This window comes from Nostoc sp. NMS7 (assembly GCF_017115085.1).
In the GTDB taxonomy this organism is placed as follows: Bacteria; Cyanobacteriota; Cyanobacteriia; order Cyanobacteriales; family Nostocaceae; genus Nostoc.
Window position 1 is genome coordinate 1 of sequence record NZ_JABXKJ010000195.1, and the last position, 26,119, is coordinate 26,119.

The window sequence follows — 26,119 nt, forward strand, 5'->3', positions numbered from 1 at the left end:
TTGGGCGCTCGGTGCGCTTCGCGCACCATTGCTTGTGCCAGTTGCGTAAGTCCTGTGTGATTCAGAGCCAGGGTTAGGCACAGAATTTTGGATTGAAATTCCGATTAAACAAATCACAAGATAGCACCATCAACTCCCGTAGGTTGCGGAGCCACCGCCCTGATTTTTCCAGTTAAGTCTCTCAAGATCGCTGCTAACCTTCTCTACGAGACGCTACGCGAACACTCTTGTCGTGCAATTTTAACCCGCCCCGCCACAGTACCGTGAATACCAATAGGGGTTTTATGTCGATTTCAAGATTTTAGATAATTTCCGGTGTTGGGGAGTTAGTGCCGGGTTTCCCCGACCAAAAGCTTCCTAATACCAGAAAAGTTGTCAGGTTAGCGATTATACGCTACTTACCACTTTTCGGAAGTGGCAAGGAAATTTGGAGTGCCATTACCACCATGACTACCAACAGCAGGAATTTCCAGTAGACTATCTGTGGCTTTGCCAGTACCATCATTGATCACGTATGTAGAATTACCCGGATGTCCATTTGGAACAAACAGTTGTGGGTGATCAAATGGCGCTTTTTCATAGCGGACTCGCTCATCAGTGAGCGATTTGAGGAAGGCTACCAAGTCATTTTTTTCGGGTTCAGTTAGTCCCAACACGGCAAGGGCGCTTTGCTGGCGGAAGTCTCCGCCACGACTGTATAAGTCTACCACTTGCTGCAAAGTTAAAGAACCACCATTGTGGAAATAAGGGGCAGTCAGTTCGACATTGCGGAGTCCAGGAGTTTTAAAACTACCATCCGCAAGTATTGTGTCCTTAGAGCTAACTGTGGTGTTGGATGGGGAACCGAGAAGTTGCTGGAAAGTTCCCAGTAGAGCCAGTCTCGTTTCCGAAAGCGGATTCCCAAATGGGTCATTACCTCCAACACTAACATCTTCTAATGTCGGTCTGATGCCGATATTGAAAAAGCCATTGTCAAAGACGAATCTACTGAAATTAGGGATCTTAAGAATCCCAATCCTTTGTTTCTGCACAGAACTCACAGAAGCACTGCTAAGTTCTGCCCCATTATGACAAAGGTTGCATTGAGCTTTACCCTCGAACAGTTGTTTCCCTCTTTGCTGTTGCCCAGTTAGGGCAGTGGTGTTTCCTTCCAAGAAGCGATCAAGTGGGGTATCGTTAGCGATGAGCGTAGATTCGTACATTTGAATTGCCAGCCCAAAAAATAGCGAGAAGTTGTATTCTATTAACCTGTACTCATTGGTTTCCAAAGAGCGATCCGGTTTCTTAACAAAAGTTCTGACACCTTTAGCATCAATTTGAATGAGTTGATTAGACTTCCACCACTCCGGCTTGAAGGCATCTTTAATTAGGCGATCATAGCTTTTATTTCTCAGTCCAGGTTCAGGCCATCTGCTATCTGTACCTAAAACACTGTCCTGTGGATGCACAAGTTGTTTCCCTAGCGGTCTCAGAGGAAATAACTTTTTAGCAAGTTTTCTGGGGAGCTTCTTACCCTTGCCAACGCTGGCGGATTTGTGATCAATTGATCCGAACTTATCACCTATTTCTTCAAAGGTAAGACCATCAGAAGATTCCTCAAAGGAGCTAAGTGGTGGATCGACTGCTTGAGAAGCTAAAGACGAATTATTGAGGCTGATTTTGACAAATTTTAGCTGATTTGGAGTCTGTGCTTTCACGACAGAAGCATGAGAATCTCTCAAACCAAAGGAATTCACTCCATTAAAGATGTTTTGCGCTCTACCGTCCCAGAAGTTGCGGAAGTTAAATACTGCATTAATCGCAGTTGGCGCGTTACGTGGCTCGACGCGACGTACATTTACACCTCCCACGTTAAATACCGGATCTGGTTTAAGCGTTACTTGGTCTTCTGCATTGCCAGGTATTACATCAACAAACTTGGTATTGATAACTCCTTGAGAGGAGGCGATATCATTCCGGTCAGACACAACAGTTGTTGGATCATTTGGATTCGACAACTTGTGAAAGGGAAAATCTTCTGGTTTGAGCTGGTAGTTCGGCCTACCGCCGATATTAAAAACCGTATCTGGGTTTTCTGTGCCATCAGCGTTGATCCGCATTAGACCAGGAGATATCTGATTTTTTGATCTGCTGTCGGCTCCGGCATGGAAATGGCAAGTAGCACAGGAGGTTTGTCCATCGCTACCAACTTGCATATCCCAAAAAAGAGCCTTTCCTAACTTAATGGCGGCTACTTTGTCTTTTACAAAGTCTCCAAGATTATCAGGCTCTAGAACCGAAACAGTCTTGAGAGAAGCTAGAGGTGGTAACGCCGTAACCTGAGCAGATACAGTATTTCCAGCTATTACTGCTGCCACAACGATCGCAGCAATTGTTATAGTTTTTGACAGTTTTGATACTATCCCGTTAGATTTTACATAACCAGATTCCCACCTATTAGGCTTTGGATCAACTGGAAATTTAGATGATGCTCCACGAGACTCTCGGTCATTAAAAGACCATAATTTGAGATTTTTTAGTAAACTCCAAATTCCCTGCTTGATCTCCACTACCATCGATTTCAGCAAAAATCGACCTTTGCTGGTTAGCAGCAAAAACATTGGAAAGGTAGCAAAAAGCAATCCCAAACTGACTATGCGTAAAATTACCATATTTTCATGTCAGAAAACACTTAGGTGATTCTACGACTTATCTAAAGTTTTCACACACTCCTTTTGGCTGATCTTATTTGATTGATCAAGTTAAAATTACACCAAGTTAGATGAGCTTACCCTGGTTTTATCCTTTGTCAAAATGTTACAAGTCTGTTTTTAGCGATTTTTATAGTCCGAATTGATGAACGCACTGGTAATATTTACATTCTGGCTGGAGAGGAAACGGGTATATTAATCACATGCGATCGCAAATTGGAGATATGAGGAATAATTAAAACCCAACTTTGCGGCGATGAGCAAGTCTCAGTTGAAGGCTTATCTGTTAGAACATCGCAATGATGCTGAAGTTTTTCACGCATTGATGGATAAAATTGCGTCTGAACCCAATCAGACTTTTTATACAGTTAAGGAAGTAGGAAAGTTACAGGAACTAATTGAGGATAGACAACGCTTAAAATTAGTGAACAATGAACAGTTATCAATTAGCGATGAAGAGACTGATAACTCAATACAGTTCAGTTAAGCATTTCTTCCTTCTCTTTCTTCTCTTCCTTTGCGTTCTTCTCTACGAGACGCTACGCGAATGGGTCCTTAGCGGTTCGTTAAAAAAATTGAATTTGACAAAGAGTTAAGCCTTAACCCAAGCGTATTGGGTACAGGGCTATTTCATTCTCATCTAGTCCGCCTCAGAAGAAATTCTGAATCTAATAGCACTCATTCGTCTCAAGACGACTAAGAAAAGGTTATAGTCCGTTAAAACGGACTTTAGCTATTAGCCTCTGAACTTCAGTTCTGGGCGGTTTCTGTCTAGAATGAAATAGCCCTGGTATTGGGTAATATAGCATTTGTTGAGTTTATACCATTCTTTTTAACTTCTCAGTTGCACGGGCATAGCTAAATAGGTCATTTTCAAACCGCCCAGTGGCGTAAAAATTACTGGAGTTAGGCTTTGATTTAAATGCATTTGAATTTCGGAAGATGGTAATTCTTTCAAGCCTTCCATCAAATATTTAATGTTAAAGGCAATTTCTATGTTTTCCCCAGAAATCTGTGCCGGCATTGACTCTCTACCACTGCCCACATCTTGAGCTTCACAAGATAAGGTAATTTCTTGGGCTTCACTGTCAATACTGACCTTGACAATATTATTTTTCTGATCGGCTAATACAGCAATCCGTTCCAAAGTGCTGACAAACTGTCGCCGTTCAATTGTGACTTGTCGCTCAAATTGGCGCGGGATTAGTTGTCGATAAGCAGGATATTGCCCTTCTAATGTGCGACTAGTCAAGCGTTGATTTTGCCATGCAAACACAACTTGACCTTGATCAAAATATAAAGCTACAGGTTGATCTGATGAGGCGTTATGAGCTAGCATTCGTTGGAGTTCGCGTAATGCTCTAGCTGGTACTGTTACTTCTAGCTGACTAGTTCCGCCTAGAGGACGCTCGTTGCTAGTTTCTACTACTGCTAGGCGATGTCCGTCGGTAGCTGCAAATTCTAGGGTATCTTGTTTAACTGTTAAATGCACTCCGGTAAGTACTTGCTTGGTTTCATCACTACTAGTAGCAAATAATGAACCGCGTAAGCCCTCAATTAATGAGGCGGTGGTGAGATAGATTACTTCCGTATTTTCAATTATAGGTAGTTCGGGAAACTCTTCAGGCCCCATTGCTCGGACTTGATAATGTCCACTCTTGGGTGTGAGTGTGACAATTAAACCTTCTCCACCAGATGTTGCACCTGTGAGGGCTGATTCATCGTCTAAAGTGATTTCACCCTCTGGAAGACGAGAGGTGATGTCTACAAGTAATTTAGCAGGAAGTGCGATCGCGCCTCCTTGCCATACCTCTGCGTTAAAGCTGGTGCGGATTCCCAAGCTGAGATCGAAGGCTGTTAAGCTGACTTGGTTAGTTTCAGCATCGGCTTGTAGCAGCACATTCGCAAGTACTGGATGAGTTGGTCGTGAGGGTACTGCACGACTGACGAGTGAGAGGTTTGTACTGAGATCGCTTTGGGAGCAAACTAATTTCATAAGTCAGATTCAGCTGGTGAAAGATATCGTAACATCCTTATTGTTCATAGGCGATCGCTGTTTTCTGGTTAGTGCCGCAGCTACGCACGGCGTAGGCATCGCTGACGAAGTTGCTTAAGGGTAGAAAAGATGATTTTTTACGACAAACAAACTTGATATGAGCGTCTAATGCATCATTAAATACCATGATGCGTTAGGTTAAAGCCGTAATGGACTCTATTTTATCTATCAAAATTTAAACGTTTGCAACAAATGCTCTTCCATATATAAGAAAAATTTAAGTATTTCTTGCAATTGTATAAGCAATTGCTGGAAACGCTTAATACTTTGCAACAAATGCTCTTCCATATATAAGAAAAATTTAAGTATTTCTTGCAATTGTATAAGCAATTGCTGGAAACGCTTAATACTTTGCAACAAATAATCTTCCATGTATAAGAAACGTTTAAGTCGTTGCAACAATTGTTGTAACGAACTTATAAATCAATTTACTACCGGAAATTTCAAAATAACCTACGTGAAATTAACTAAGGTTTTGAAAATGCAAGCGCAAGTTATCTGCTAGATTTACTCATGACAGTCCCAGATACTTTTGTATAAAATATTACTATTAACCTAGTAGCAGAGATGCATTATGGCACGTCGTAAAAGAAATTCCAACGTTTTAGAGCGAGCCGATCGCCGGATTGAAAGTTTACAATCTATCAGCGTAGAACTTGACTTTGGCGAAGGACTGACTATACAAGCTTACACTATGACAATTAACGATCTCCGGTCTAAGCTTGGTGCCTACAACACTGCTTTATCTACGATTGACAAACTCACAGATGACGTGAAGAACGCAGAACAGCTTGTAATAGCAATGTCAGAAAAAATGTTACTAGGAGTTGCCAGCCGTTACGGTAAAACTAGCCAGGAATACGAGATGGCGGGTGGTGCGCGACGAGGTAATACCAAGAATAAGCGAAGTGTAGCAGGCAATTCTAAACTTACCAATCCTTTGACAACCGATTTTGTTGAGCTTTCTTCTGTAAATGGATCTATGAATGGGGCATCGGCTGCGACCATAGTTAACTAAGATCCAATAGGGAATAGCACTAACTTAAGATATAGCCCTTGCCCTAACTGCTTCCCAGCCTGGAGGCTGGGAACGAGGCGATTCGCACACCTTTACATATAAAAGCGGTAATGAAACTCTAGTGGATCATTTTTACCCACGTACTTCAGGATATGTCCCACTTGCCTCGCGGCTCGAATGGTGATCGGTTCTCCTCGGTCGAACTGTGTATTGTTCCAGTTCATCTTCGTCAGTGCCAAAATTTCCTGTGCTAGCGCTTTGGGCGTTTCTTCTACACTTTCACACCGAAACTTTAAGGGGCGTGGCACATACATACCTGGATAAGTGGAAAAAAAATCTACACTACCTCGCGTGTATAAAACGTGAGTATAATTATCCAAATTTAACAGCGTTCCTCGTAGAGGAGGATACTTTCCGTAACGGAATAGTCTAGTTCCACTTGTACGGTCGAAACTGATAAACTCCGCTGTATCAATACCATGTTTATCCAACGCATCCTGAAATCCTTCAAACTCCTCTGGTATAAATCGAGAAGTTTTATGCAGTACAACTCTTGCGGGTAAGTTATGATGTTCTCGCCGATACATTGCCAAGGCATTAGAAAGCAATTCTGATGCATCTGATGGTGGAAGATAAGGTTGGCGATCATCTTTTGATAATTCAGCTTGCCCTCCACGCAAAATAACTCCTTCTCCGCGCTCGTTGAAAATTTGAGCAGTACTGGTTAGTAATTTTGAGCGATCAAGTGTTTTATAGAAGCTAATACCTACGTAGCATGTGGTCAAATCTCGTGAATCTCTGACCAGTCGCCAGGGTGTTCCCAAAGCTTTGTAATATAAAGCAGTATAAAAATTCCAAGCACGGGTTGCCTCATCCTGGATTGTCTGAGCTTTCTGTTTGTGCTTGTTCTTACTTATCTTTGACTTCTTTTTTGCGGCGTTATAGGTTGAGGGTAAGATAATTTGTGTTGGCTTTCTTAATGCCATTGCTTTTGCTTTAAATAAATCACGAAAATCTAACTCTACTTCTTTTTGATTATTTTTATTACTAGAAGTTGGTTGATTATTATTGTCAGTATTTTCTTCATCTACAGACATTTTTTCTAATAATGATTCTGGTAATGCACATACTAAAACATCTGGACTAGTTTTCTCATCGATATATCGTAACTCTTCAATAAAAAAATTGACTGTTTCACTAATAAGTGTATTTACATCTTGAATCTGAAGAAGTTTGTCAATATCTTTATTCGATATAACTGCATTCCGTCTAGAATCTACCTTGATAGCCGCAGGTAAATTGTTTTCTTCTCCAAAGCCTGGGAATTCTGGAAAAAGGTATGGTTGCTTACTGTTCTTTGGTTCAATTCCCTGTCTACATTTTTCTAGCCAGCTTTCTAAACCATCAACCGTTTCAGATGAACCAATAATCCCTAATTTGATTTCTTTTGGGGCAGATGTGCTGTCATAGTCAAGTGGTTTATGGTGCATCATCCCAAAGCGAATATCAATGTGTCGTCCACCATTGCCAAACTCTAGTTCGGGTTCTTGTAAAAATTCAATCTTCATTGTTCATTTTAAATAAAGGTAAATCGTTTAAAGATTCTTCTAACAATGCACTAGTTTCATTGTCTTCGTTACTTAACCAAATATCATCATCAATACCAACTTCAATTTCAAATTCTTCTAGCGGCTCAAAAAACTGTAGAAATGGGTAATTTTGAATAAATAAGTCACCTTGAGCAGGTGTAATCAAATATTCAGCCCACATTATAAGTTGACCAAATACCGCAGGGTTTTTTTCAAGAAGTTTTATTCCGGAAAGATGCTCTTTCTCAAACTTATCTCTTGTGTAACCATCCCTTGTAAAAAAATATGTTGGTGTGATTTCCAGAAACCAGTCAAAATCGACACGTATAAACTGTCCTTCAAAACCAGAATGTCTGTAGTACGCTACTTCTGTGGAATTTTTCTTTAAGTAAGGTTGAAAAACATCTCGATGTGTTTTCTTGGAGAGACTTCGATAATCGTATCGACGTGCTGATAAGTTGTTAGTAGGTTTGAAATAGTAGCACTTTTTCTTTTGGTCGAACGATAAGTCTTCCTTCACTTTCTCGCGCAGCACCTTATTGAGTAACCACACAAATTCCTGTTGTCGTTCAAGCCGATTTGATAGCGACCATTCGTCTACGCCATGCTGCTCAACAGTCCCTAAATCGCAGATTTCCGTCCAAGGTGCTTCACGCAAGTCGTGGAAACTAAGTACGAAATTTTCTTTCAACAACCACTCCTGCCCCAAATTTCGACCAACTTTCTGAAGCGCTGAATAAGCTTTAGATTCATCCTCTGTAAAGGTGTAAGCAGTGTAGAGATGTTCTGCAAATTGAGAGACTCGCAGCAGGTTTGAGTATAATTTCTCTAACTTTGGTCGTGGTGCAAGATAAAGTCCTGAGTTTTGGGGAACAGCCAGCTTAATTAGAGCATCTCTAGCGTTGACATCAAAACGATTAAAACGCTTATCAAATGTAACTTTTTTAGATTGCCGTCGCTTGGCATCGCAGAAGTAATCCTTTACAGCAACCCAAAAAGCTTCTTTAGTTGAAGTTTTGATCACAATCAGAATAACTGGGGCGTTGCCTTGTAGCCAGTAATCAATATCTCTTTCTTCAAATCGATACTCAAAACTGTTTTCATTTTCTGCCTGAAGAAGAGTCTTTTGAGTAGCTTTACTTTGAACTTGAAGAATACAGTTTGTGACCTCGCCTGTTTGGAAATCACGGATTTCAATTATGCCGTCAATACCTGCCTCTACACCTCCAGTTGGATACCAGAGGAATCCCATACTCAGGACGACTTCTTCAATAATATTGATGCCTTGCTGTCCGATTATGTCAGATTGACCAATTTTCTTCCTAGACACTTGGCTACTTTGAAATAGACAAAATGATACATAAGTACCATATCATAAGCTAATAATTTCTGTAACTAAGGTATCTAACTTTTATTCTTAATATAGGAATCCGACTTGAATCTTGCTAAGTATACTGAGAATCGCTATATAATTCATACTTCAGTCTGCCTTTTTTCGAGGCAGGATCTGTGGAAATTGTGGAAAATATGCCACACGTCTGTTTAATAGATGGTCTAACAGATAACTATCTGTGGAAAACTTGTGGAAAAACTCAGATACTTTTCCACAAGGTAATTATACTTAATTAAGTTTTACTAGAAAAAATCAAGTTTTCCCCAGCTTTTTCCACAAAAAGTAATGTTTTTTTCATAATATAAGTTAAATTTAATCAACTTTTATACATTACTTAATATTTTCGAGTCATTATTCAGCCGTCAATGCTAATAATCAGAGTGCTGGTTGTGGAAAACTTAAAATATATCTTCAGGATGGTTTTTGGGAACGGCTAGTCATATTGATGCGATCGCTCAGCTGGCGTAGTGTTTGTGCTAAGGTGCGATCGCTATCCTGAAGTTGAGTAATTTTATCACAACTATAGATCACCGTTGTATGATCTTTACCACCAAACTCCTCGCCAATTCTCGGCAAACTCAGAGGCGTGTGTTGGCGCATTAGATACATTCCTATTTGACGCGCCCAGCTAATCTCTCTTCGCCGCGAGTTACTTTTGAGGTCATCTATAGAAAGATCAAAATTATCCGCTATAACCTTTAAAATTGCTTCTGGGGTAGCTGCCATTTTTTCATTAGGGGGTTCTAAAACTGGTGTAATATTTTCCACCGTCATCGGTAAGCCCCAAATAGAAATATAAGCCACGGCTCGAATTAATGCTCCTTCTAATTCTCGAATATTAGAAGTATAGTTAGAAGCAATATACTCAATCACATCGCGGGGAAGAGAAATATTTTCATACTCAGCTTTTTTCTGCAAAATTGCCATTCTCGTTTCTAAATCCGGCTTTTGAATATCTGCAATTAAGCCCATAGAAAACCGAGAACAAAGACGTTCTTGTAAGCTAGGAATCTGGTTAGGAGGACGATCGGAAGCAATGATAACTTGTTTGCCAGCTTCATGTAAAGTATTAAAAGTATAAAAAAATTCTTCTTGGGTGTATTCCTTCCCTTCCAGAAACTGAATATCATCAACTAATAAAACATCAGCAGCACGGTAATGTTCTCGAAAACTTTGCATACTATCTTTACGAATCGCTGTAATTAAATCATTAGTAAACTGCTCAGTAGAAACATAAAATATTTTACAATCAGGAGAAATTTTCCAGCGATAATGACCAATAGCTTGCATAAGATGAGTTTTACCTAAACCTACGCCACCACATAAAAATAAAGGATTAAACTCTTTACCTGGAGATTCTGCAACTGCCAAAGAAGCCGCGTGAGCCATCCGATTATTGGCACCAACTACAAATCGTGAAAAGACATATTTAGAGTTTAATTCAGTAGTTTTTTGATTGTGATTAAGAATACTTTCCGAAATCCGGCTGGGATGTGGTGATTCCCAAGAAACCTCTCGTTCGCTAAAATGAGAAACTTCATCACCTTCAGCAACGGTAATGTAAATTCCTACAGGATGACCGAGAATATCTTGTACTACATGAGCAATGGTATTGATGTAATACTTCTGTAACCAATTACGAGCAAATGGGTTAGGAGTGCGGATAACTAAGCAATTATTTTCTAATCGCTCTGCACTAGCAGTTTTGATCCAAGTTTCAAAGGTAGGTTGGGATAGTTCAAGCTGTAGCCGCTCTAGTACCTGACTCCACAAACTTTCTATGGGAATTTCCATTATCCACCACCTTTGCTGCTAATCGTCACAATAGAAGATGAAAGCACCAATTTAGCATTGAGACAGGCTAGACCTAGAATAAGCTTTCAGTTGTAATCATTTTGGGACATACTCGGTAGGCAATATCCTAACACCCACTGACTAACACGGAGAAGCAACGACACATGAAGACAACAAACCATGACTCAGCGCCCAAAAAGCCCAAAAGGATTAATACCAGGGGTTTACCCCACGGGTTGTGGATGCTCTCATCTGGGGTAGCAGTGGTGTTCTTGGGGAGCTGCTCTCTTCTACCTGCTAAGACGTTTGAGACTCAACAAAGTGAGACTCAACAGAGTGAGACTCAAGCCCAAAAGACAATAGAACCCAATCCGGTAATTTTCCCCCCGCGAATTATCTCTTCGTCTGGAGATCCTAATTTTGTGGTAAAAGTCGTGCAACAAGTGGGGCCTGCGGTAGTTCGCATTGATTCTTCCCGAACTATCACTTCTCGCGGACCAGACGAATTTAACAGCGATCCCTTTTTCCGGCGGTTTTTTGGAGAGAATGCGCCACAGTCTAGACAACGGGTAGAGCGGGGTACTGGCTCTGGATTTATCATTAATTCATCAGGTCAAATTGTGACGAATTCCCATGTCGTAGACGGTGCTGATAGAGTTACTGTCACACTCAAAGATGGTCGGACTTTTGATGGTAAAGTTTTGGGTGAAGATCCAGTAACGGATGTGGCTACGATCAAAATTGACGCTAATAATCTGCCAACTTTATCTGTAGGTAACTCCGATACCTTGCAACCAGGTGAGGCTGTAATTGCGATCGGTAATCCGTTAGGCTTGAATAATACCGTTACTTCTGGGATAATTAGTGCAACAGGTCGTTCTAGTAGCGACATCGGTGCTAGTGATAAGCGGGTTGATTACATCCAAACTGATGCTGCGATTAACCCTGGTAACTCCGGTGGTCCACTGTTAAATACCCGTGGTCAAGTGATTGCGATGAATACAGCGATTATCCAAGGCGCTCAAGGTTTGGGATTTGCGATTCCGATTAATACTGTGCAAAAAATTTCCCAAGAATTAATTGCTACAGGCAAGGTGGATCATCCTTATTTGGGTGTTCAGATGGTAACATTGACACCAGAAAATAAAGAAAGAATAAAAAATATCGTCGGCGATCGCTTCAATCTTACAGCAGATGACGGCGTTTTGCTGGTTGATATTGTGCCGCGATCGCCTGCATCTGCGGCACAATTACAAGTTGGTGATGTGATTAAAAGCATTAATAACCAGCCTGTTACTAAAATTGAACAAGTACAAAAGCTAGTAGAAAATAGCAAAATCGGCACTAAGTTACCAATAGAAGTGGAACGCAATCGGCAAATTGTGAAAGTAGATATCCAACCTGCTGCTTTGCCTGTGAGACGTGAAGAGTGAAGTTAGGAGTTTGGAGAGACGCGATTAATCGCGTCTGTACAGGAGTTTGGAGTTATAAAAATTTACCCATTCCCCATTCCCCATTCCCCATTACTTAAAGGAGTTTGATCATGACTGAATTAGCGCCAATCATTCAATTAGGCAATCCAACATTGCGACAAAAAGCTGCTTGGGTTGAGAATATTCAAGATGAACATATCCAAAAATTAATTCAAGACTTAATCGCCACTGTTGCTAAGGCTAACGGCGTGGGAATTGCCGCGCCTCAAGTTGCACAATCCTATCGTTTATTTATTGTGGCTTCCCATCCTAATGCTAGGTATCCCAACGCCCCGGAAATGGAACCTACTGCTATGATTAATCCCAAAATTATTGCTCATTCAACTGAAGTTGTCAAAGATTGGGAAGGTTGTTTAAGTGTTCCAGGAATTAGAGGGTTAGTTCCTCGGTATCAAGCTATTGAAGTGGAATACACTGACTATCAAGGCAACTTACAAAAGCAAGAATTAACCGATTTTATCGCTCGGATTTTTCAACACGAATATGATCATCTTGATGGTATCGTATTTGTAGATCGTCTAGAGAACACTCTCGATATGATCACTGAGCAGGAATATCAAGAACGAATCGTTAAAAATTAATAAATTGAAGTAGGGAGTAGTGTGTAGCAATCTGGAATCATTCGTGAGAAACAAGATCCCCGACTTCTCAAAGAAGTCGGGGATCTGCGGGTTGCAATGAGTGTGGGAATCGCCTTAAGCGGGTGATTCGCAAACTCGGTCGTCTCGCCACAATTGATATAGCCTTGTTGCTGGCATTGTCATATATAAAACATCCCCAGCACTGAGGTTAGCTTCTAATAAATCCCATCCGTGAAGGGTTTGGTGATTTTTTTCTACGTACAAAGGTACACACTCAGCAGACATGGCTACATCTTTTACCCACTTACCACAAAAGCCATGTGAAGGTGTAATCACAGTCGCAAAGGCCACCCAAAGACTATCTGCTGCGATGCCATTGCCAAGAATGCGTCCCCCCAGTGCAGCAGCAGCAAAAGCTGGGGCTGCTAGTTCAGCCGAACTCAGTACGGCCTCGAAGCCAAATAGCTGTTGCGCTATGCCAGCAAAATCAGGATCGGCATAATGCACAATCACCGGAATGCTGGGTGTCAAGCCTTTGGCTTTCAGGGCAATTTCCAGGTTGGTAGCATCATTGCTAGTAACAGCAAGCACGGCGGCGGCAGAGTCTATATTGCTGGCTTTAAGTATTGTGCGGAAGCTGGCATCGCCCTGAATTACAGGAATACCTAATTCGCGGGCGGTGTTGATATATTTGTTGTTGGAGTCGGGTTCAACTACGACAACTTCATGTCCACTGGCGTGGAGTTGCTGGACAATTCTCACCCCAATACCACTCAAGCCACAGACAATGTAGTGCGATCGCTGCGGAATTCGGGCTGCATCCCAAAATTGCTTAAAGCGGCTTCCTAAGACAAAATCGGTGAGCATTGCATACCAAATACCAATTACCACTGCTCCCACCAGCATCATTACAACGGTAAATAACTTAATACTGTTAGGAGCATTTTCTACTACTTTGTCATTACCACCCGCTCCAGTAATCATGCCTACAGAAAAATATAGAGCATCGACAGGAGACACATTCAACTCAGCCGACATATAGGTGAGTGTCGCAATCCCAATAACTGCCAATAGTACGATCGCACCCACTAATACCGATCGCCCGTGTTGCTGAAACTGCCTAATATTAGTCAGGACTTTCAGCAGTTTTTTAATTAATGATCTCCGAGGAGAACGGATGCGGGGTTGTGTACCAACAATTAAGCGATCGCCTACTTGTATCTCTTGTCCAGATATCACAGCTGAGACTAAATCCATATCACCTTCGGCTGGCAAATAATAAATCAGCATCCGCGATCGATCTGACCACAATTCACTCAGCTTTCGACCCTTCCAGAAGTGGTTTTGATCAATGTATTCTTCGTGAATTGGCCAAATTTGCTGAAATAATTTGATTTGTCCGATCGCTTGGTTTCCCAGTGCTGCAAAGGTGAATACGGGTGCTGCTAATCCCACAACACTCAAACTCAAGTGGTCTGACAGACTTTGATCTAGGCGCTCTCCTAAATTTGTATTATAAAAACGGTTGATAATCCGAATCTGGGGATTCAGCACTCGCGCTTGCATCATAATAGACAAGTTCAGAGCATCTTTAGATCCAGCGATTACTAAAGTGTGTGCCTGTTGTATTCCTGCTGCTGTTAGGGTAGCAGCTGCTTGTAAATCGCCAACAATCACATCTGGTGTTGTTTCGCCAGGGATAGATTGGTGATGAATACCAACAACGAAGGCTCCCTGCTGTCTCAGCAAACGAAAGGTTTTATATCCGGTACGTCCTAAGCCACAAACAATAATTCTAGGTTTCATGAAACGGCAGCATCTTTTATAGTTAGGGCTGCATTTCTAGTTATTTATGAATATTGTTGCCCATTTTTCTGGAATATAACTGTAGCTGACAACACGATTGTTTTAATTGGAGGCGGGAGGCAATAATCGGACTTACACAAAACTACACGTGGTAGGGGCAATACCCTGCGGTCAGCTAAAGCTACATGAATTGCCCCTACCTGAAAATATGGGTTTCAGCTATTGTTTGCCTAAGTCCTGAATAAAATAATCTAGAAAAATATGGCAACTTTGGTAGGTTATGATACGCTATCTGCTTGAGAAGTGTTGAGGAACCGAAAATGACTAAGCTGCGCGTGGGGTTACTGTTTGGCGGTCGTTCGGGAGAACATGAAGTTTCAATCAATTCGGCACGGGCGATCGCTAAAGCTTTGAGTGCAGAGGAAAATGCTAATAAGTACGAAATACTACCTTTTTACATCCAAAAAGATGGACGTTGGCTAGCGGGAGAAGCACCCCAAAAGGTTTTAGCAACCGGCAGTCCGTTACTGGAATCTGAAGAATCAACTTTTGAGGGAAATCTGATCTCCAACACTGAAGCCGAAACCCTGAGTAAGTGGCAATCTCCCTCTCAAGTTGCCCAAGTGGATGTTTGGTTTCCGATTCTCCACGGACCCAATGGTGAAGACGGGACAATTCAAGGCTTACTCACCTTGATGCAAGTCCCCTTTGTTGGTTCTGGGGTGTTAGGTTCGGCAATGGGGATGGATAAAATTGCGATGAAAATGGCCTTTGAGCAAGCGGGACTAGCGCAGGTAAAATATCAGGCGATCACTAGAGCGCAGGTTTGGTCTAATCCTTGTATATTTCCGAAACTCTGTGATCAAATTGAGGCAGAATTAGGTTATCCGGCTTTTGTCAAGCCTGCTAATTTGGGTTCATCAGTGGGTATTGCCAAAGTGCGATCGCGTCCAGAATTAGAAGCCGCTTTAGATAATGCTGCCAGTTATGACCGCCGCCTAGTGGTAGAAGCTGGTGTCATCGCTAGGGAAGTCGAGTGTGCCATTTTAGGTAATGATCAACCCCAAGCCTCTGTCATTGGAGAGATTACTTATGACAGCGATTTTTATGATTATGAAACTAAATATACTGAAGGTAGGGCAGATTTACTGATACCTGCACCGATTCCAGATGTGATCGCTCGGCAAATTCAGGATATGGCTTTGCAAGCTTTTGCAGCTGTTGACGCTGCGGGGTTGGCAAGGGTAGATTTTTTTTATGTGGAAGCAACACAAGAAGTTTTGATTAACGAAATCAATACCTTACCAGGCTTTACTGCAACCAGTATGTATCCCCAACTCTGGGCGCATAGTGGAGTCTCTTTTGCAGAATTAGTTGATCGGTTAATTCAACTGGCGATCGAAAGACATTCTCCTAGCTGATGGAGAAAATAAGCGAACTGATTTCAGATTTTTACGGTAAAAAGTCATCAGAAATACAGAACTTTCACAAAAGTTAGCCAAATTTGGTAGCGTATATTTTACAAAAAAGCTACTTAAATCGGAAATCTTGTTACGGATACCTGATGCTTCACTCCTCCAGTACAATTTATGGACTAGAGGGGTACAAATCTGAAAGTAATCATGGAAAAAAGTCAGAGTGTACAGCGCGAGCGAACCCAACCAAAAGGGGCTACTCCAGAGCTGACAAATAGGAAATCGAGACTAAGAAAAAGCTCGAATGTTCTGATATATCTGGTTGCACATCATCCTTGGCTATTGTTAACTGGGTTTTTAGCCATGTTTATGGGAGGTGGTGTCTTTGCCCTGTATAGCTTAGGTAATGCTGGCCCGGTAGCACAAGAAGAACCAGAAAAAATCCCAGTTATAGTTGAAGAACCAATCAATGCGGCTTCTGAGAGTAGTAATCCTACACCTTTATGGATGGTGGCTGCGATCGCCCTCAGTTGTGGTAGTGGTTGCTTGCTCATTTTCCGAATGCTGAAGTGGATGAAGCAACCGCAAAAAGTCCAAAAACAGATTAATCGCCATCAGGTACGTTTGGCACAGAGCAATTACCAAAAATTGGAACCGCGTCTTCCCAAGAACCAGCCAATTTTTGTGCCACAGCAACAACTGATGCCCCTTATGCAGATGCAACCGAAAACAAAACATCTGGTGACGGTTCTACCAGCAGAACACAAGCATCACTTAGATACGCCCAAAGAACCTTTGGCAGACTTGATGGATCTTCGTAAAGATAGTTCATTATCTGCACTTTTACGTCAGTATTAATACTACTGTAAAGCAAAAACCCGTCTAAATAATACTTTTTGCGAATTAGGGCACGGTTCTACCGTGCCTTTACTAGTATCTATATTGTCCAATAACTAATGATTAGAGTGAATAACATCGTGCGGTTAGTTTTGACAGCAATATTGTTGGTGCTAGTAACAGCTTGTGGCAGTATTGGACTGCTACCGACTAGCGAGTTAGTGCAAAAAGCGATCGCACTTGGGCTAGAACAAACTCAACAAAAACTTAGCCAGCAGTTGGATCTAGATTTTCAAGGATTTGAAATCAAGCGGCTATCAATTACCCAGGAACAACCCCTAACGATTGAAAATTTACCAGCTTTCCGGGTTCGGGGAACCTACGACTTGATTGTTAAGTTACCAAAACGGCACTTGACGCAACCACAAAAACCCTTTGACGTTTACCTGCAAATTCAGCAAGAAGGTAAAACTTGGCGATCGCTAATTCCAGAAAAAGGTATTAAAGATACTCAATCAATTTGGCGCAGCTATCTCATCCAATACTGACGGGGAAAGGTTTGAATTGTTTCACTCTTTTGCTGTGTAACTAGAAAAACTCTCACAATCATGTCTGTTGCTATTTTCCCCAAAAGGGTAGTAAAGATACTCAATCAATTTGGCGTAGCTATCTCATCCAATAGTTTTCAGACACGTCTAATATGGAAGCAAATTATAAGATTGTTGAGATTGAAATTGCTCAAGCTAAAGCTCGTTTACCAGAACTAAGTAACATTCTAGTGGATGCTGTTGATACTGGTGCATCGGTTAGTTTTATGATGCCTTTTACACTTACTGATGCAATGATATATTGGCAGAGTATTCTACCGGCTGTAGCTGATGGACGTACAATTCTACTGGCTGGAAAAGTCAGATATATATTTAAGTTATGTGATTTTATACAATCCCGAAAATGCGAGCAAAAATACGAGATACAGAGATTTTCTTTGATGTGGAAGGTTCTGCATTAGTGGTGGATGGCACGAGCATCTGTTCTAAACCTGTCGCCTTTCTAATTCATGGGGGACCTGGTGCGGATCATACTTCTTTCAAACCAACCTTCTCGCCTTTAAGCCGAAAACTACAACTAGTCTATTTTGACCATCGCGGTCAAGGAAGGTCTGCCCGTGGACCGAAAGAAACCTATACTCTAGACAATAATGTTGAAGATATGGAAGCGTTGCGCCAACACCTTGGTCTGGACAAAATTGTTGTGATTGGCGGTTCTTACGGTGGTATGGTGGCTCTAACTTATGCAGTTCGCTATCCTCAAAATGTCTCTCATCTAATTGTGATTGCCACGACAGCCCATAGTGGCTTTTTAGAACGGGCTAAGGAAATTCTAGCATCAAAGGGAACTGAGGAACAAAAAGCAAGCGCTCAACGACTTTGGGATGGGAACTTTGAAAATGAGGAACAGCTAAGAGAGTATTTTCAAGTGTTGGGACCAATGTATTCGCTAAGATATGATCCCACGACGTCAGGCATTGCTTGGCAGCAGAATATTATCTCAGTTGATGCAATTAATGTTGCTTTTGGCGGTTTCCTCCGCAACTACAATATTCTTGACCAGTTACACAAAATTACCGCACCCACTTTAGTTATTGCAGGTCGGCATGACTGGATTTGCGCCCCAGAATTTTCTGAAGAAATTGCTCAGGCAATTCCGAATGCCGATTTAAGAATTTTTGAGAATAGCAGTCATTTGATCCGGGCAGATGAACCAGAAGCACTTTTGGATGTGATCGCGGGTTTCCTGGTTTACAAACGTTAGATCAATAATAATCGAGGTGATAGTTTCACTAAGGACAGGGGAAGATGTATATTAACTTTTTTATCAGTTCCATTGCTGGAATTGTGGTTGTGGTGCTAACGGCTTTTGGCTTACTGCAATGGTTGCACATCCCTGCTGGTAACTTTCTTGATTGGGTGATTGGTGGTGCCAGTTTTTGGTGGCTGTTGGTAATTGTTACCGTTCCGTGGAATGTGCATTTTCAAGCCAAAGAAGTCTTAGCAGAAGCAGCACAATCAACTGAGAAAGGAATTCCAGTTGATGAGAAACAAGTGAAGTATGTCACACTTTTGGCAAAGCGATCGCTCTGGGTTGCCATTGCTTTACATTTATTCTCAGCCGTTGGTCTTTATACTCTTGCTGTCACTGGTATTAGTACAGTTGGGTATATAAGTTCTGGTGCAGCTTTGTTATTAACAATTCTGCGTCCAGCGATTCGGGCTTATGAATATTTATATGCGCGGTTAGCGATGATTCGCCAAGAATGGAAGTATCCGCGCGAAGATATTTTGGAACTGCGCGATCGCTTCTCCATATTGGAACAAAAAATCCAGTCATTGGAAGATCAACTCAACCCTGAACAACCCTATTCATTACCCGCAACTCAACAACGCTTTGCTGAAGAGACTCGTAGAGATTTAGCGCGGATTACAGCTAATTTAGAAGAATTACGGGCGACAAATCAAACTGAACATGAGCGTTTGGGAAGAGAAGCCAGAAATGCGATCACGCAACTTTCCACCGACGGGCAATTTCTCGATCATGTCCGCGAAATTATTCGATTTTTTAAGACAGCTTAGTTATTGGTGACAATGGGTGATTCTGAGGAGATATATTTGACTTATTTTTCACATGGCTTTGGCAACTTTTTCAATTGTGGCGTGGCGTTTATTTAGGTAACGCATGATTAATTTCTGGAAATGTCTACTTGCTTTACCCGTGATTTTGCTAATTCATTCGGTGCGATCGCTCCATTCTCTGTAATGATGGCTGTAATCAACTCAGCCGGAGTCACATCAAAAGCTGGGTTGTAAAAATCTACACCCGCAGGTGTGAGAATAGTATCACCAACTTGATAGATTTCTGTTGGTTCGCGTTCTTCAATGGGAATTTTGCTGCCATCGGCTAATTCAAAATCAACGGTAGAAAGGGGTGCAGCCACAAAGAAAGGGATATTATGTGCTCTAGCGGCGATCGCAACACTATACGTACCAATTTTGTTGGCAGTGTCGCCATTAGCAGCAATGCGATCAGCACCCACAACGACAGCATGAATTAAACCCTGTTTCATGCAATGGGCTGCCATATTATCAGTGATTAATGTCACAGGAATACCTTCTTGAACACATTCCCAAGTGGTGAGTTTTGCGCCTTGTAAGCGGGGACGGGTTTCGTCGGCAAATAAACGTTCTAAACGTCCTTCCCTCCAAGCAGAACGCACAACACCCAAGGCTGTACCATAACCAGCAGTAGCTAATGCTCCAGCGTTACAGTGAGTAAGCAACGTCAGCTTTTCTGGGGTAGTGGGCAAGACTGCCAAACCATTGTCACCAATTGCCTGACAGGTTTGCAAATCTTCAATATTGATTGCTTGGGCGGTTTGGAAAAGGGTTTGCTTGATCTCTTCTACTGTTCCCAGCGTTTCGTAGGCGGCTGTCATCATTCGGCTAATTGCCCAAAATAAATTCACCGCCGTCGGACGAGTAGAACGCAATAACTGGGCTACTTTATCTAAGTGTTGCAAAAATTCGTGGCGATCGCTTGTGGCAATTTCCCTCGCACCAAGATACATTCCATAGGCCGCAGCCACACCGATTGCAGGCGCACCTCGCACAATCATCGTTTTAATCGCCCGCGCCATATCTTCACTGCGATGAATTTCCACAAATGTATATTCGTTGGGTAAGCGGGTTTGATCAATTAATGATACCGAGTTGTTGTGCCAAATAACCGGATAAACTTGATTTGGAGAATTTGTGATCATAATTATTACTAAATTAAAATTGTAGGTAAGTCTGCGTTAAAAAATTAAGCGATGTGAAGAGATATAAAATCAGCTAAGGGACTGACAAATAAAAAAATATCCAATTATTTATTGTGGGGTGGGCATCTTGCCCGCCCAGTAACCAAAGGCGGGCAAGATGCCCACCCCACAAGATTGAATAATTTATTTCTTGGAAATCCCTAACAGCTTATAAATCCCTAATTTCACCGTTTTTACAAAACTAAACATACATCAGTTTTATCGTCCCGACCTCGTGACGTTTACCCGTAATCATACAGCGTTTCTCACTCGGAGCAAGTACACAAAACTCTGATCTAGCAAGAGATTTAGTTTGTCAAAGTCTATTTTACCAGGATATGATCAAGGCAGAAGTAAAAACCATTATTATCAATGCTGATGGGCAGAAGGCTGCCTGGGATGGTTCGATTATCACACCTGAACGGGAAATACCTCCGCCAGCGACAGAACCATTTCCCCAAGTTTACAGCTTTTTCTGAGCTTAAATTCTGCTTTCAAACCCAAAAATCTCAGCTTTTTTTGTCTTATGAAAATAACCTCCATCTCGGAGGTTATTTTCATAGAAGTTCCTTTGAGAATATAGGTTATTTACTCAAAGGAATATAACTAGACAACAGCAGCTAGTTGCTGCTGAAAGAAAGCTTGTAACACTCTCTCTGCTATTTGATGGCTAGTTAAACCTAGTTCTGTCTTAGATTCATTGGGTTCAGCATGATCTACTAATACATCTGGTACACCGAATCGCTTGACAGGAACTAGAATCTCTGCATCCATTAAGGCTTCCGCGATCGCAGAACCAAAGCCACCCATCAGACAGCCTTCCTCTAAGGTGATGACGCGACCGATTTTCTTCGCTAAAGGCAAAATCAACTCGGTATCCAAAGGCTTAACAAAACGCGCATTAATTACAGTTGCTTCAATGCCATGTTCACTGAGAATTTCAGCAGCTTGCATTCCTGGATAAACCATTGTGCCATAGGCGACGATTAACACATCATCGCCTGTACGTAGAATTTCGCCTTTGCCAATTTCCAAAGGTTCCCAACCTTCCTCCATCAAGGGGACGCCGTAGCCATTGCCACGAGGGTAGCGCATAGCGATCGGGCCACTGGTATGGTTTACACCAGTCACTACCATGCGTTGGAGTTCTGCTTCATCTTTGGGTGCCATGATTACGATGTTGGGAATGCAACGCAGATAAGCAATGTCATACATCCCTTGGTGGGTGGGGCCATCAGCACCAACAATTCCTGCCCGATCCAAGCAGAAGAATACTGGCAGGTTTTGGATGCAGACATCATGAATTATCTGGTCATAGGCGCGTTGGAGGAAGGTAGAATAAATCACGGCGATCGGGCGCATACCCTGAGTTGCAAGTCCGGCTGCAAGGGTGATTGCGTGTTGTTCAGCAATGCCGACATCAATATATTGATTGGGCAGTTTTGCTTGAAGCTTATCTAAGCCTGTCCCCGTTGCCATAGCCGCAGTAATCCCAACAATTTTCGGATTTTGTTCCGCAAGTTTTACCAGAGTGTGAGAAAAGACTTTGGCATAAGCTGGGGGTTTGGGTTTACTGGAAGGAATGGCTTTGCCAGTTGCTACGTTAAAAGGGCTTTGGGCATGGTAGCCAACTTGATCTAGTTCAGCAATTTCATAGCCTTTGCCTTTCACCGTTGCCACATGCACCAAAACTGGGCCTGCTATCTGATGTGCCTGTTGGAAGGTGGCAATCAATTCTTCGAGATTATGCCCATCCACTGGGCCAATGTAGGTAAAGCCGAGTTCTTCAAAAACTGCACCTACCTTGGGAACAGCCAAGCGTTTCATACCTTCTTTGATGCGTCCGAGTTCGGGAGACAGGGATTCACCCACGAAAGGAATTTGCTTCAACTGTTCCTCAAGATTATCTTTAATAAATTGCACCGGTTGGCTGAGGCGCATTTTGTTCAGATAGCGGGGAATCGCGCCGACGTTGCGAGATATAGACATGTCGTTGTCGTTGAGAACAACCAACAGGTTTGTTTTCGGCAAGTGTCCAGCATGGTTGATGGCTTCTAAAGCCATACCCCCAGTCAGCGCCCCATCGCCAATCACAGCAACAGCTTTAAATTTTTCCGCTTTCAAGTCTCGCGCTAAAGCCATGCCCAATGCTGCTGAAATACTTGTAGAAGCATGTCCAGCCCCAAAGTGGTCAAACTTGTTTTCACAGCGTTTGAGATAACCCGCAACTCCGTCTTTTTGTCTGAGGGTGTGGAAGCGATCGTAGCGTCCTGTCAGCAGCTTGTGAGGATAAGCCTGGTGTCCTACATCCCAAATCACTTTATCCCGATCTAAGTCCAGTGTCTGGTAAAGTCCTAGTGTTAATTCCACAACACCCAACCCTGGCCCCAAGTGTCCACCATTAACTGCTACTGTTTGGAGATGCTTATCTCGAATCTGACGGGCAATCTGTTGCAGTTGGCGAACAGATAAACCGTGCAACTGATTAGGATGGGTGATTTCGCTCAAATGCATATTATAGGGTTTTCCTCTCTAATTTCTAGTTTCGGTATTTTGATTTTCCCACGGTCGGGTTCTCCACAGAATCAGACTCTTACATTGTTACTAAGTTGTATTGGAAAGTATAACTTCGTAATTAATAATGATCAAAAATTTGTTACCCATTAACTATTGGTCAAATTATGTTGCAATCAGTTAAAGTCATAACACATTTGTCAATAAGTAATGCTACTTAAAAATAGTCTGCAAGCCGTATAGGAAAACAAGTTTTTTCGGAGCATTTGCGGAAACTCTCTCAGCAGATTACTTAATTTTACTTTTTTAAGTTAGTACAAAATCAAGTTAAATATCTCATTTCTAACTATATATGTGGCAGAATTACTGGTAATTATTTAACAATTGTTTCTTCTCTTCTTCGGTAATACCAGCTAATTTTATCAGCGATCACCAGTTTATCTATGCGTGACTAAAATGTATTTAAAAATACACTACTTATGGAGATAAATTAAGTATTTACTTAGTAAAATAATCTTTTTAAATTATTTCTAGACAACAAGATTCCCGACTTATCTAAGAAGTCGGGAATCTAAGCCTTTCGATTTTGACAAATCAAATAGGCTTTCTATATCTATTTTCTACTTCCCAAAAGCATCCTTGATGTTATCAACAGCACGTTCAACAACATTCTTTGTGTTGTCTACTGCTTTTTTAGTCCGAGTGGCGTCTTCGTCGGCTCTTTTCTGAATTGTAGCCGCATCTTTCTTGGCTTTGCGCTCAACAAAACTACCATTGTCATCCGTTGCTTGGTCAACTTTACTGGCATTGCTCTTGGCAGCTTCCTTAACTTTATCTGCCGTATCATCAATGAAATTTTTGGCTCGTCCAGCATCTTTACTGGTTTTTTCTTGAACTTGATCGCCTGCGTCTTTTGATGCAATCAAGGTTGCAGTAGTATCAGCCATTGCTGAGGTGTTGGAGAAAAATGCACCTTGCCAAACGAAAGCGATCGCTAACAGACAAAACAGGGTGGTAGCCATCCAGCGTTTTACGGTGGAAAACTGTTTTGTCAAATAACTCAGTTTCATAAAATACAATCTCATGTAATTTAGCATACTATTTTTACATCATTTAGCTGATTAACCATATCGTTCCCTAGATAGAGCTTTTGGTGTCATAAGTTGTTAAACGAATTCACTATTTTGATAGATTGAATTTTGAGTAAAGATTTTCCTCTGGTAATCAAAGGGCGAATTAAACATTTCAGAGATTTTGGGCATGGGCGATCGCTGTTGGTTAATTAATTGGCAATCGCAACTGACTTTTTACGGCTAAGACCAATTCTATGTGAGGCTGCGCTTTATTCACGTAGGGGCAATTCATCTAGCTTTAGCTGACCGCAGGGTATTGCCCCTACAGCGCGGTTTTGGGTAAGTTCTATAGGCGCATCTTCAAAAAGAAATGGTATAAGACGCTTACGTTCTGATTTTTTCTTTAGTTCAACCGCTTGGGTTTGATCGCTATCTAAACCAGATTGCCCGCGTATCAATCACCTCTTTCATAGCTAATAGAGCATAATTTTATCTTGCGTAACATAGTTTGATTTATTTTTATCCACTTAACTTAATTAAAAACAAGACCATAGCAGAAATGTTGCTATAGCAAAGTATGTAAAATTTAACTCCAACAATTATGTTTTTTTGACATACTTCTAAATTTCCCTATGAACTTAATTTATACTCGTGAGAATATGTGTTGTTAAGTATAATTTATGCTTGCTCGGAGAAAATTTTTAAAAAGAACAGGATATACAACCCTTTCTACTTTATTGGCTATGGGGTTTTTAGAAAAGGATAAGCAAAAAGAAGGACATAGCACGAATGTTGCTATGGCAAGTATAAATGTAAATTCTCCCCTCCGGCAATTAGCTGCCGCTAAAGGAAAGCGTTATGGCAGTGGGGGAATCTCCGCTAGCGATTTACAAGCGAATGCAAATTATTCAGCGCTAGTTGCTGCCCAGTGCGAAATTATAACGCCGAATGGCGAATTAAAATGGAACGCCACGGAACCGCAGCCAGGAGTATTTACCTTTAAAGATGCTGATTATATTGCTAATTTCTGTCAGCGGAATAATATGAAGTTGCATGGACATACACTTTTATGTGGTCAGTCATTGCCTAGTTATATCCCTACTTTTCCCCCGACAATGCAACAACTCCAAAAACATGTGACTGGGGTCATGGGACACTATAAAAATAGTCCAGTTTTAATTTCTTGGGATATTACTAATGAAATTATTGCAGGCAATCCAAACGCGACAAGCGATCAGGTTTATGGTTTACTTCCAGGATTAACACCGGAATATATTCTAGAGTTGTTTAAATTTGCTGCTTCAGTTGATAGTACTAAGCTATTTTACCTAAACGAGAGTAGTATGGAAGGCGTTTCATGGAGAGCAGACCGTTGGTTAGCATTGATCGAATATTTGAAGAATAAGGGAGCTAAAATCGACGGTGCGGGTGTGGAATCGCATCTCTGGTTTTCTACTGCCTATGGTTTTGACGCTACAGGATTTAGTTCTCTCTTAAAAAGACTTAATAATCTTGGAGTTAAACCAATAATTTCAGAATTAGATATTATCATTGATTTCCCATTACCCAGCAATATCCAAAAGTTAGATCAGATGATAGCTGACAATTACAAACGATATCTTGACCTATGTTTTGCGGCTGATGTTGATACTGTAATTACATGGGGGATGATTGATAAATATTCTTGGATAGTTAATTCCAGTTATATGCCAGGAACATTTCAAGCCAATGCAAGTGCCCAAAAATTTCTGCGTCCGCTTCCTTATGATCAGAATTTGCAACCTAAACTTGCCCGCAATGCTATTGCCCAGGCTTTTCAGCAAGCTACTTAGTGTTGGAGCAGATGTAGTTTAGCTGTAGCAATTACAGTCTAAGAGTTTTGCAGTAAGTTTTGGAAATTATTATAGCTATTTTCAGGTAAATAGACCACGCGGTAGGGGCACAGCAATGCTCATTGGTGTCAACTTAAGTTAAAAGATGTAATCTAGGAGCATTGAAGCAGATGTT

23 protein-coding genes are annotated in these 26,119 nt (G+C 41.5%); 12 read left to right on the plus strand and 11 right to left on the minus strand.

Going from position 1 to position 26,119, the window contains the following annotated elements:
* Positions 1-398 precede the first annotated feature (398 nt).
* Complete coding sequence (locus tag HWQ38_RS21920) at positions 399-2,651, minus strand: cytochrome c peroxidase (RefSeq protein ID WP_292797734.1); 2,253 nt, start codon at positions 2,649-2,651, stop codon at positions 399-401.
* Between the two features lie 295 nt (positions 2,652-2,946).
* On the opposite strand from HWQ38_RS21920, the gene HWQ38_RS21925 reads away from it, so the two are divergent.
* Positions 2,947-3,177, plus strand: coding sequence for a hypothetical protein (locus HWQ38_RS21925; RefSeq protein WP_292797737.1), 231 nt, complete (start codon positions 2,947-2,949; stop codon positions 3,175-3,177).
* Between the two features lie 345 nt (positions 3,178-3,522).
* Here the strand turns inward: HWQ38_RS21925 and dnaN are convergent, their stop codons facing one another.
* A complete protein-coding gene (dnaN, locus tag HWQ38_RS21930) occupies positions 3,523-4,686 on the minus strand; it encodes a DNA polymerase III subunit beta (RefSeq protein ID WP_292797740.1) in 1,164 nt (387 codons plus the stop codon).
* Between the two features lie 37 nt (positions 4,687-4,723).
* Positions 4,724-4,873, minus strand: coding sequence for a hypothetical protein (locus tag HWQ38_RS21935; protein WP_292797743.1), 150 nt, complete (start codon positions 4,871-4,873; stop codon positions 4,724-4,726).
* A gap of 447 nt (positions 4,874-5,320) precedes the next feature.
* Between HWQ38_RS21935 and HWQ38_RS21940 the strand changes: the two genes are divergently transcribed.
* Positions 5,321-5,764 carry a hypothetical protein gene (locus HWQ38_RS21940; protein ID WP_292797745.1) on the plus strand — a complete coding sequence of 148 codons (444 nt, stop codon included), beginning with the start codon at positions 5,321-5,323 and terminating at the stop codon, positions 5,762-5,764.
* Positions 5,765-5,856: 92 nt separating this feature from the next.
* Here HWQ38_RS21940 and HWQ38_RS21945 read toward each other — a convergent pair whose 3' ends face one another.
* From HWQ38_RS21945 to dnaA, 3 genes are all read right to left on the minus strand, one after another.
* On the minus strand, positions 5,857-7,332 hold the full coding sequence (locus HWQ38_RS21945; RefSeq protein ID WP_292797747.1) for a hypothetical protein: 1,476 nt from the start codon (positions 7,330-7,332) through the stop codon (positions 5,857-5,859).
* Positions 7,322-8,683, minus strand: coding sequence for a DUF4365 domain-containing protein (locus HWQ38_RS21950; RefSeq protein ID WP_292797749.1), 1,362 nt, complete (start codon positions 8,681-8,683; stop codon positions 7,322-7,324). The genes HWQ38_RS21945 and HWQ38_RS21950 overlap by 11 nt, the downstream gene beginning before the upstream one ends.
* Before the next feature lie 474 nt (positions 8,684-9,157).
* A complete protein-coding gene (gene dnaA / locus HWQ38_RS21955; RefSeq protein WP_292797751.1) occupies positions 9,158-10,540 on the minus strand; it encodes a chromosomal replication initiator protein DnaA in 1,383 nt (460 codons plus the stop codon).
* Between the two features lie 164 nt (positions 10,541-10,704).
* Here dnaA and HWQ38_RS21960 point away from each other — a divergent pair, with 164 nt between their 5' ends.
* Positions 10,705-11,973, plus strand: coding sequence for an HhoA/HhoB/HtrA family serine endopeptidase (locus HWQ38_RS21960; RefSeq protein WP_292797754.1), 1,269 nt, complete (start codon positions 10,705-10,707; stop codon positions 11,971-11,973).
* Between the two features lie 110 nt (positions 11,974-12,083).
* Positions 12,084-12,614, plus strand: coding sequence for a peptide deformylase (gene def, locus HWQ38_RS21965; protein WP_292797756.1), 531 nt, complete (start codon positions 12,084-12,086; stop codon positions 12,612-12,614).
* 114 nt (positions 12,615-12,728) lie between these two features.
* Here the strand turns inward: def and HWQ38_RS21970 are convergent, their stop codons facing one another.
* Positions 12,729-14,420: an NAD-binding protein gene (locus HWQ38_RS21970; RefSeq protein ID WP_292797758.1), complete on the minus strand. Its 1,692-nt coding sequence runs from the start codon at positions 14,418-14,420 to the stop codon at positions 12,729-12,731.
* Between the two features lie 320 nt (positions 14,421-14,740).
* Between HWQ38_RS21970 and HWQ38_RS21975 the strand changes: the two genes are divergently transcribed.
* From HWQ38_RS21975 to HWQ38_RS22000, 6 genes are all read left to right on the plus strand, one after another.
* A complete protein-coding gene (locus HWQ38_RS21975) occupies positions 14,741-15,841 on the plus strand; it encodes a D-alanine--D-alanine ligase family protein (RefSeq protein ID WP_292797760.1) in 1,101 nt (366 codons plus the stop codon).
* A gap of 201 nt (positions 15,842-16,042) precedes the next feature.
* The gene (locus HWQ38_RS21980) at positions 16,043-16,693 is read left to right on the plus strand and encodes a hypothetical protein (protein WP_292797763.1); all 651 of its coding nucleotides are present in this window, start codon (positions 16,043-16,045) and stop codon (positions 16,691-16,693) included.
* A 116-nt stretch (positions 16,694-16,809) separates the two neighbouring features.
* The gene (locus HWQ38_RS21985; protein ID WP_292797784.1) at positions 16,810-17,220 is read left to right on the plus strand and encodes a hypothetical protein; all 411 of its coding nucleotides are present in this window, start codon (positions 16,810-16,812) and stop codon (positions 17,218-17,220) included.
* 152 nt (positions 17,221-17,372) lie between these two features.
* Positions 17,373-17,681: a hypothetical protein gene (locus HWQ38_RS21990; protein ID WP_292797766.1), complete on the plus strand. Its 309-nt coding sequence runs from the start codon at positions 17,373-17,375 to the stop codon at positions 17,679-17,681.
* A complete protein-coding gene (locus tag HWQ38_RS21995; protein WP_292797768.1) occupies positions 17,624-18,484 on the plus strand; it encodes an alpha/beta fold hydrolase in 861 nt (286 codons plus the stop codon). Before HWQ38_RS21990 ends, HWQ38_RS21995 begins: the two co-directional genes overlap by 58 nt.
* Positions 18,485-18,528: 44 nt before the next feature.
* A complete protein-coding gene (locus tag HWQ38_RS22000; RefSeq protein ID WP_292797770.1) occupies positions 18,529-19,302 on the plus strand; it encodes a hypothetical protein in 774 nt (257 codons plus the stop codon).
* Positions 19,303-19,409: 107 nt separating this feature from the next.
* Here HWQ38_RS22000 and mtnA read toward each other — a convergent pair whose 3' ends face one another.
* Entirely contained in the window at positions 19,410-20,486 is a 1,077-nt protein-coding gene (mtnA, locus tag HWQ38_RS22005; protein WP_292797772.1) for an S-methyl-5-thioribose-1-phosphate isomerase, read from the minus strand.
* A gap of 377 nt (positions 20,487-20,863) precedes the next feature.
* Between mtnA and HWQ38_RS22010 the strand changes: the two genes are divergently transcribed.
* Entirely contained in the window at positions 20,864-21,004 is a 141-nt protein-coding gene (locus tag HWQ38_RS22010; RefSeq protein WP_292797774.1) for a hypothetical protein, read from the plus strand.
* 127 nt (positions 21,005-21,131) lie between these two features.
* On the opposite strand, the gene dxs is transcribed toward HWQ38_RS22010, so the two are convergent.
* The 3 genes from dxs to HWQ38_RS22025 all read right to left on the minus strand — a co-directional run bounded on the left by dxs (position 21,132) and on the right by HWQ38_RS22025 (position 24,570).
* Complete coding sequence (gene dxs / locus HWQ38_RS22015; RefSeq protein WP_292797776.1) at positions 21,132-23,039, minus strand: 1-deoxy-D-xylulose-5-phosphate synthase; 1,908 nt, start codon at positions 23,037-23,039, stop codon at positions 21,132-21,134.
* A 620-nt stretch (positions 23,040-23,659) separates the two neighbouring features.
* A complete protein-coding gene (locus HWQ38_RS22020; protein WP_292797779.1) occupies positions 23,660-24,109 on the minus strand; it encodes a hypothetical protein in 450 nt (149 codons plus the stop codon).
* Between the two features lie 272 nt (positions 24,110-24,381).
* Entirely contained in the window at positions 24,382-24,570 is a 189-nt protein-coding gene (locus tag HWQ38_RS22025; RefSeq protein WP_292797786.1) for a hypothetical protein, read from the minus strand.
* Positions 24,571-24,855: 285 nt separating this feature from the next.
* On the opposite strand from HWQ38_RS22025, the gene HWQ38_RS22030 reads away from it, so the two are divergent.
* Positions 24,856-25,944, plus strand: a complete 1,089-nt coding sequence (locus HWQ38_RS22030) for an endo-1,4-beta-xylanase (protein WP_292797782.1) — start codon at positions 24,856-24,858, stop codon at positions 25,942-25,944.
* Positions 25,945-26,119: the final 175 nt, after the last annotated feature.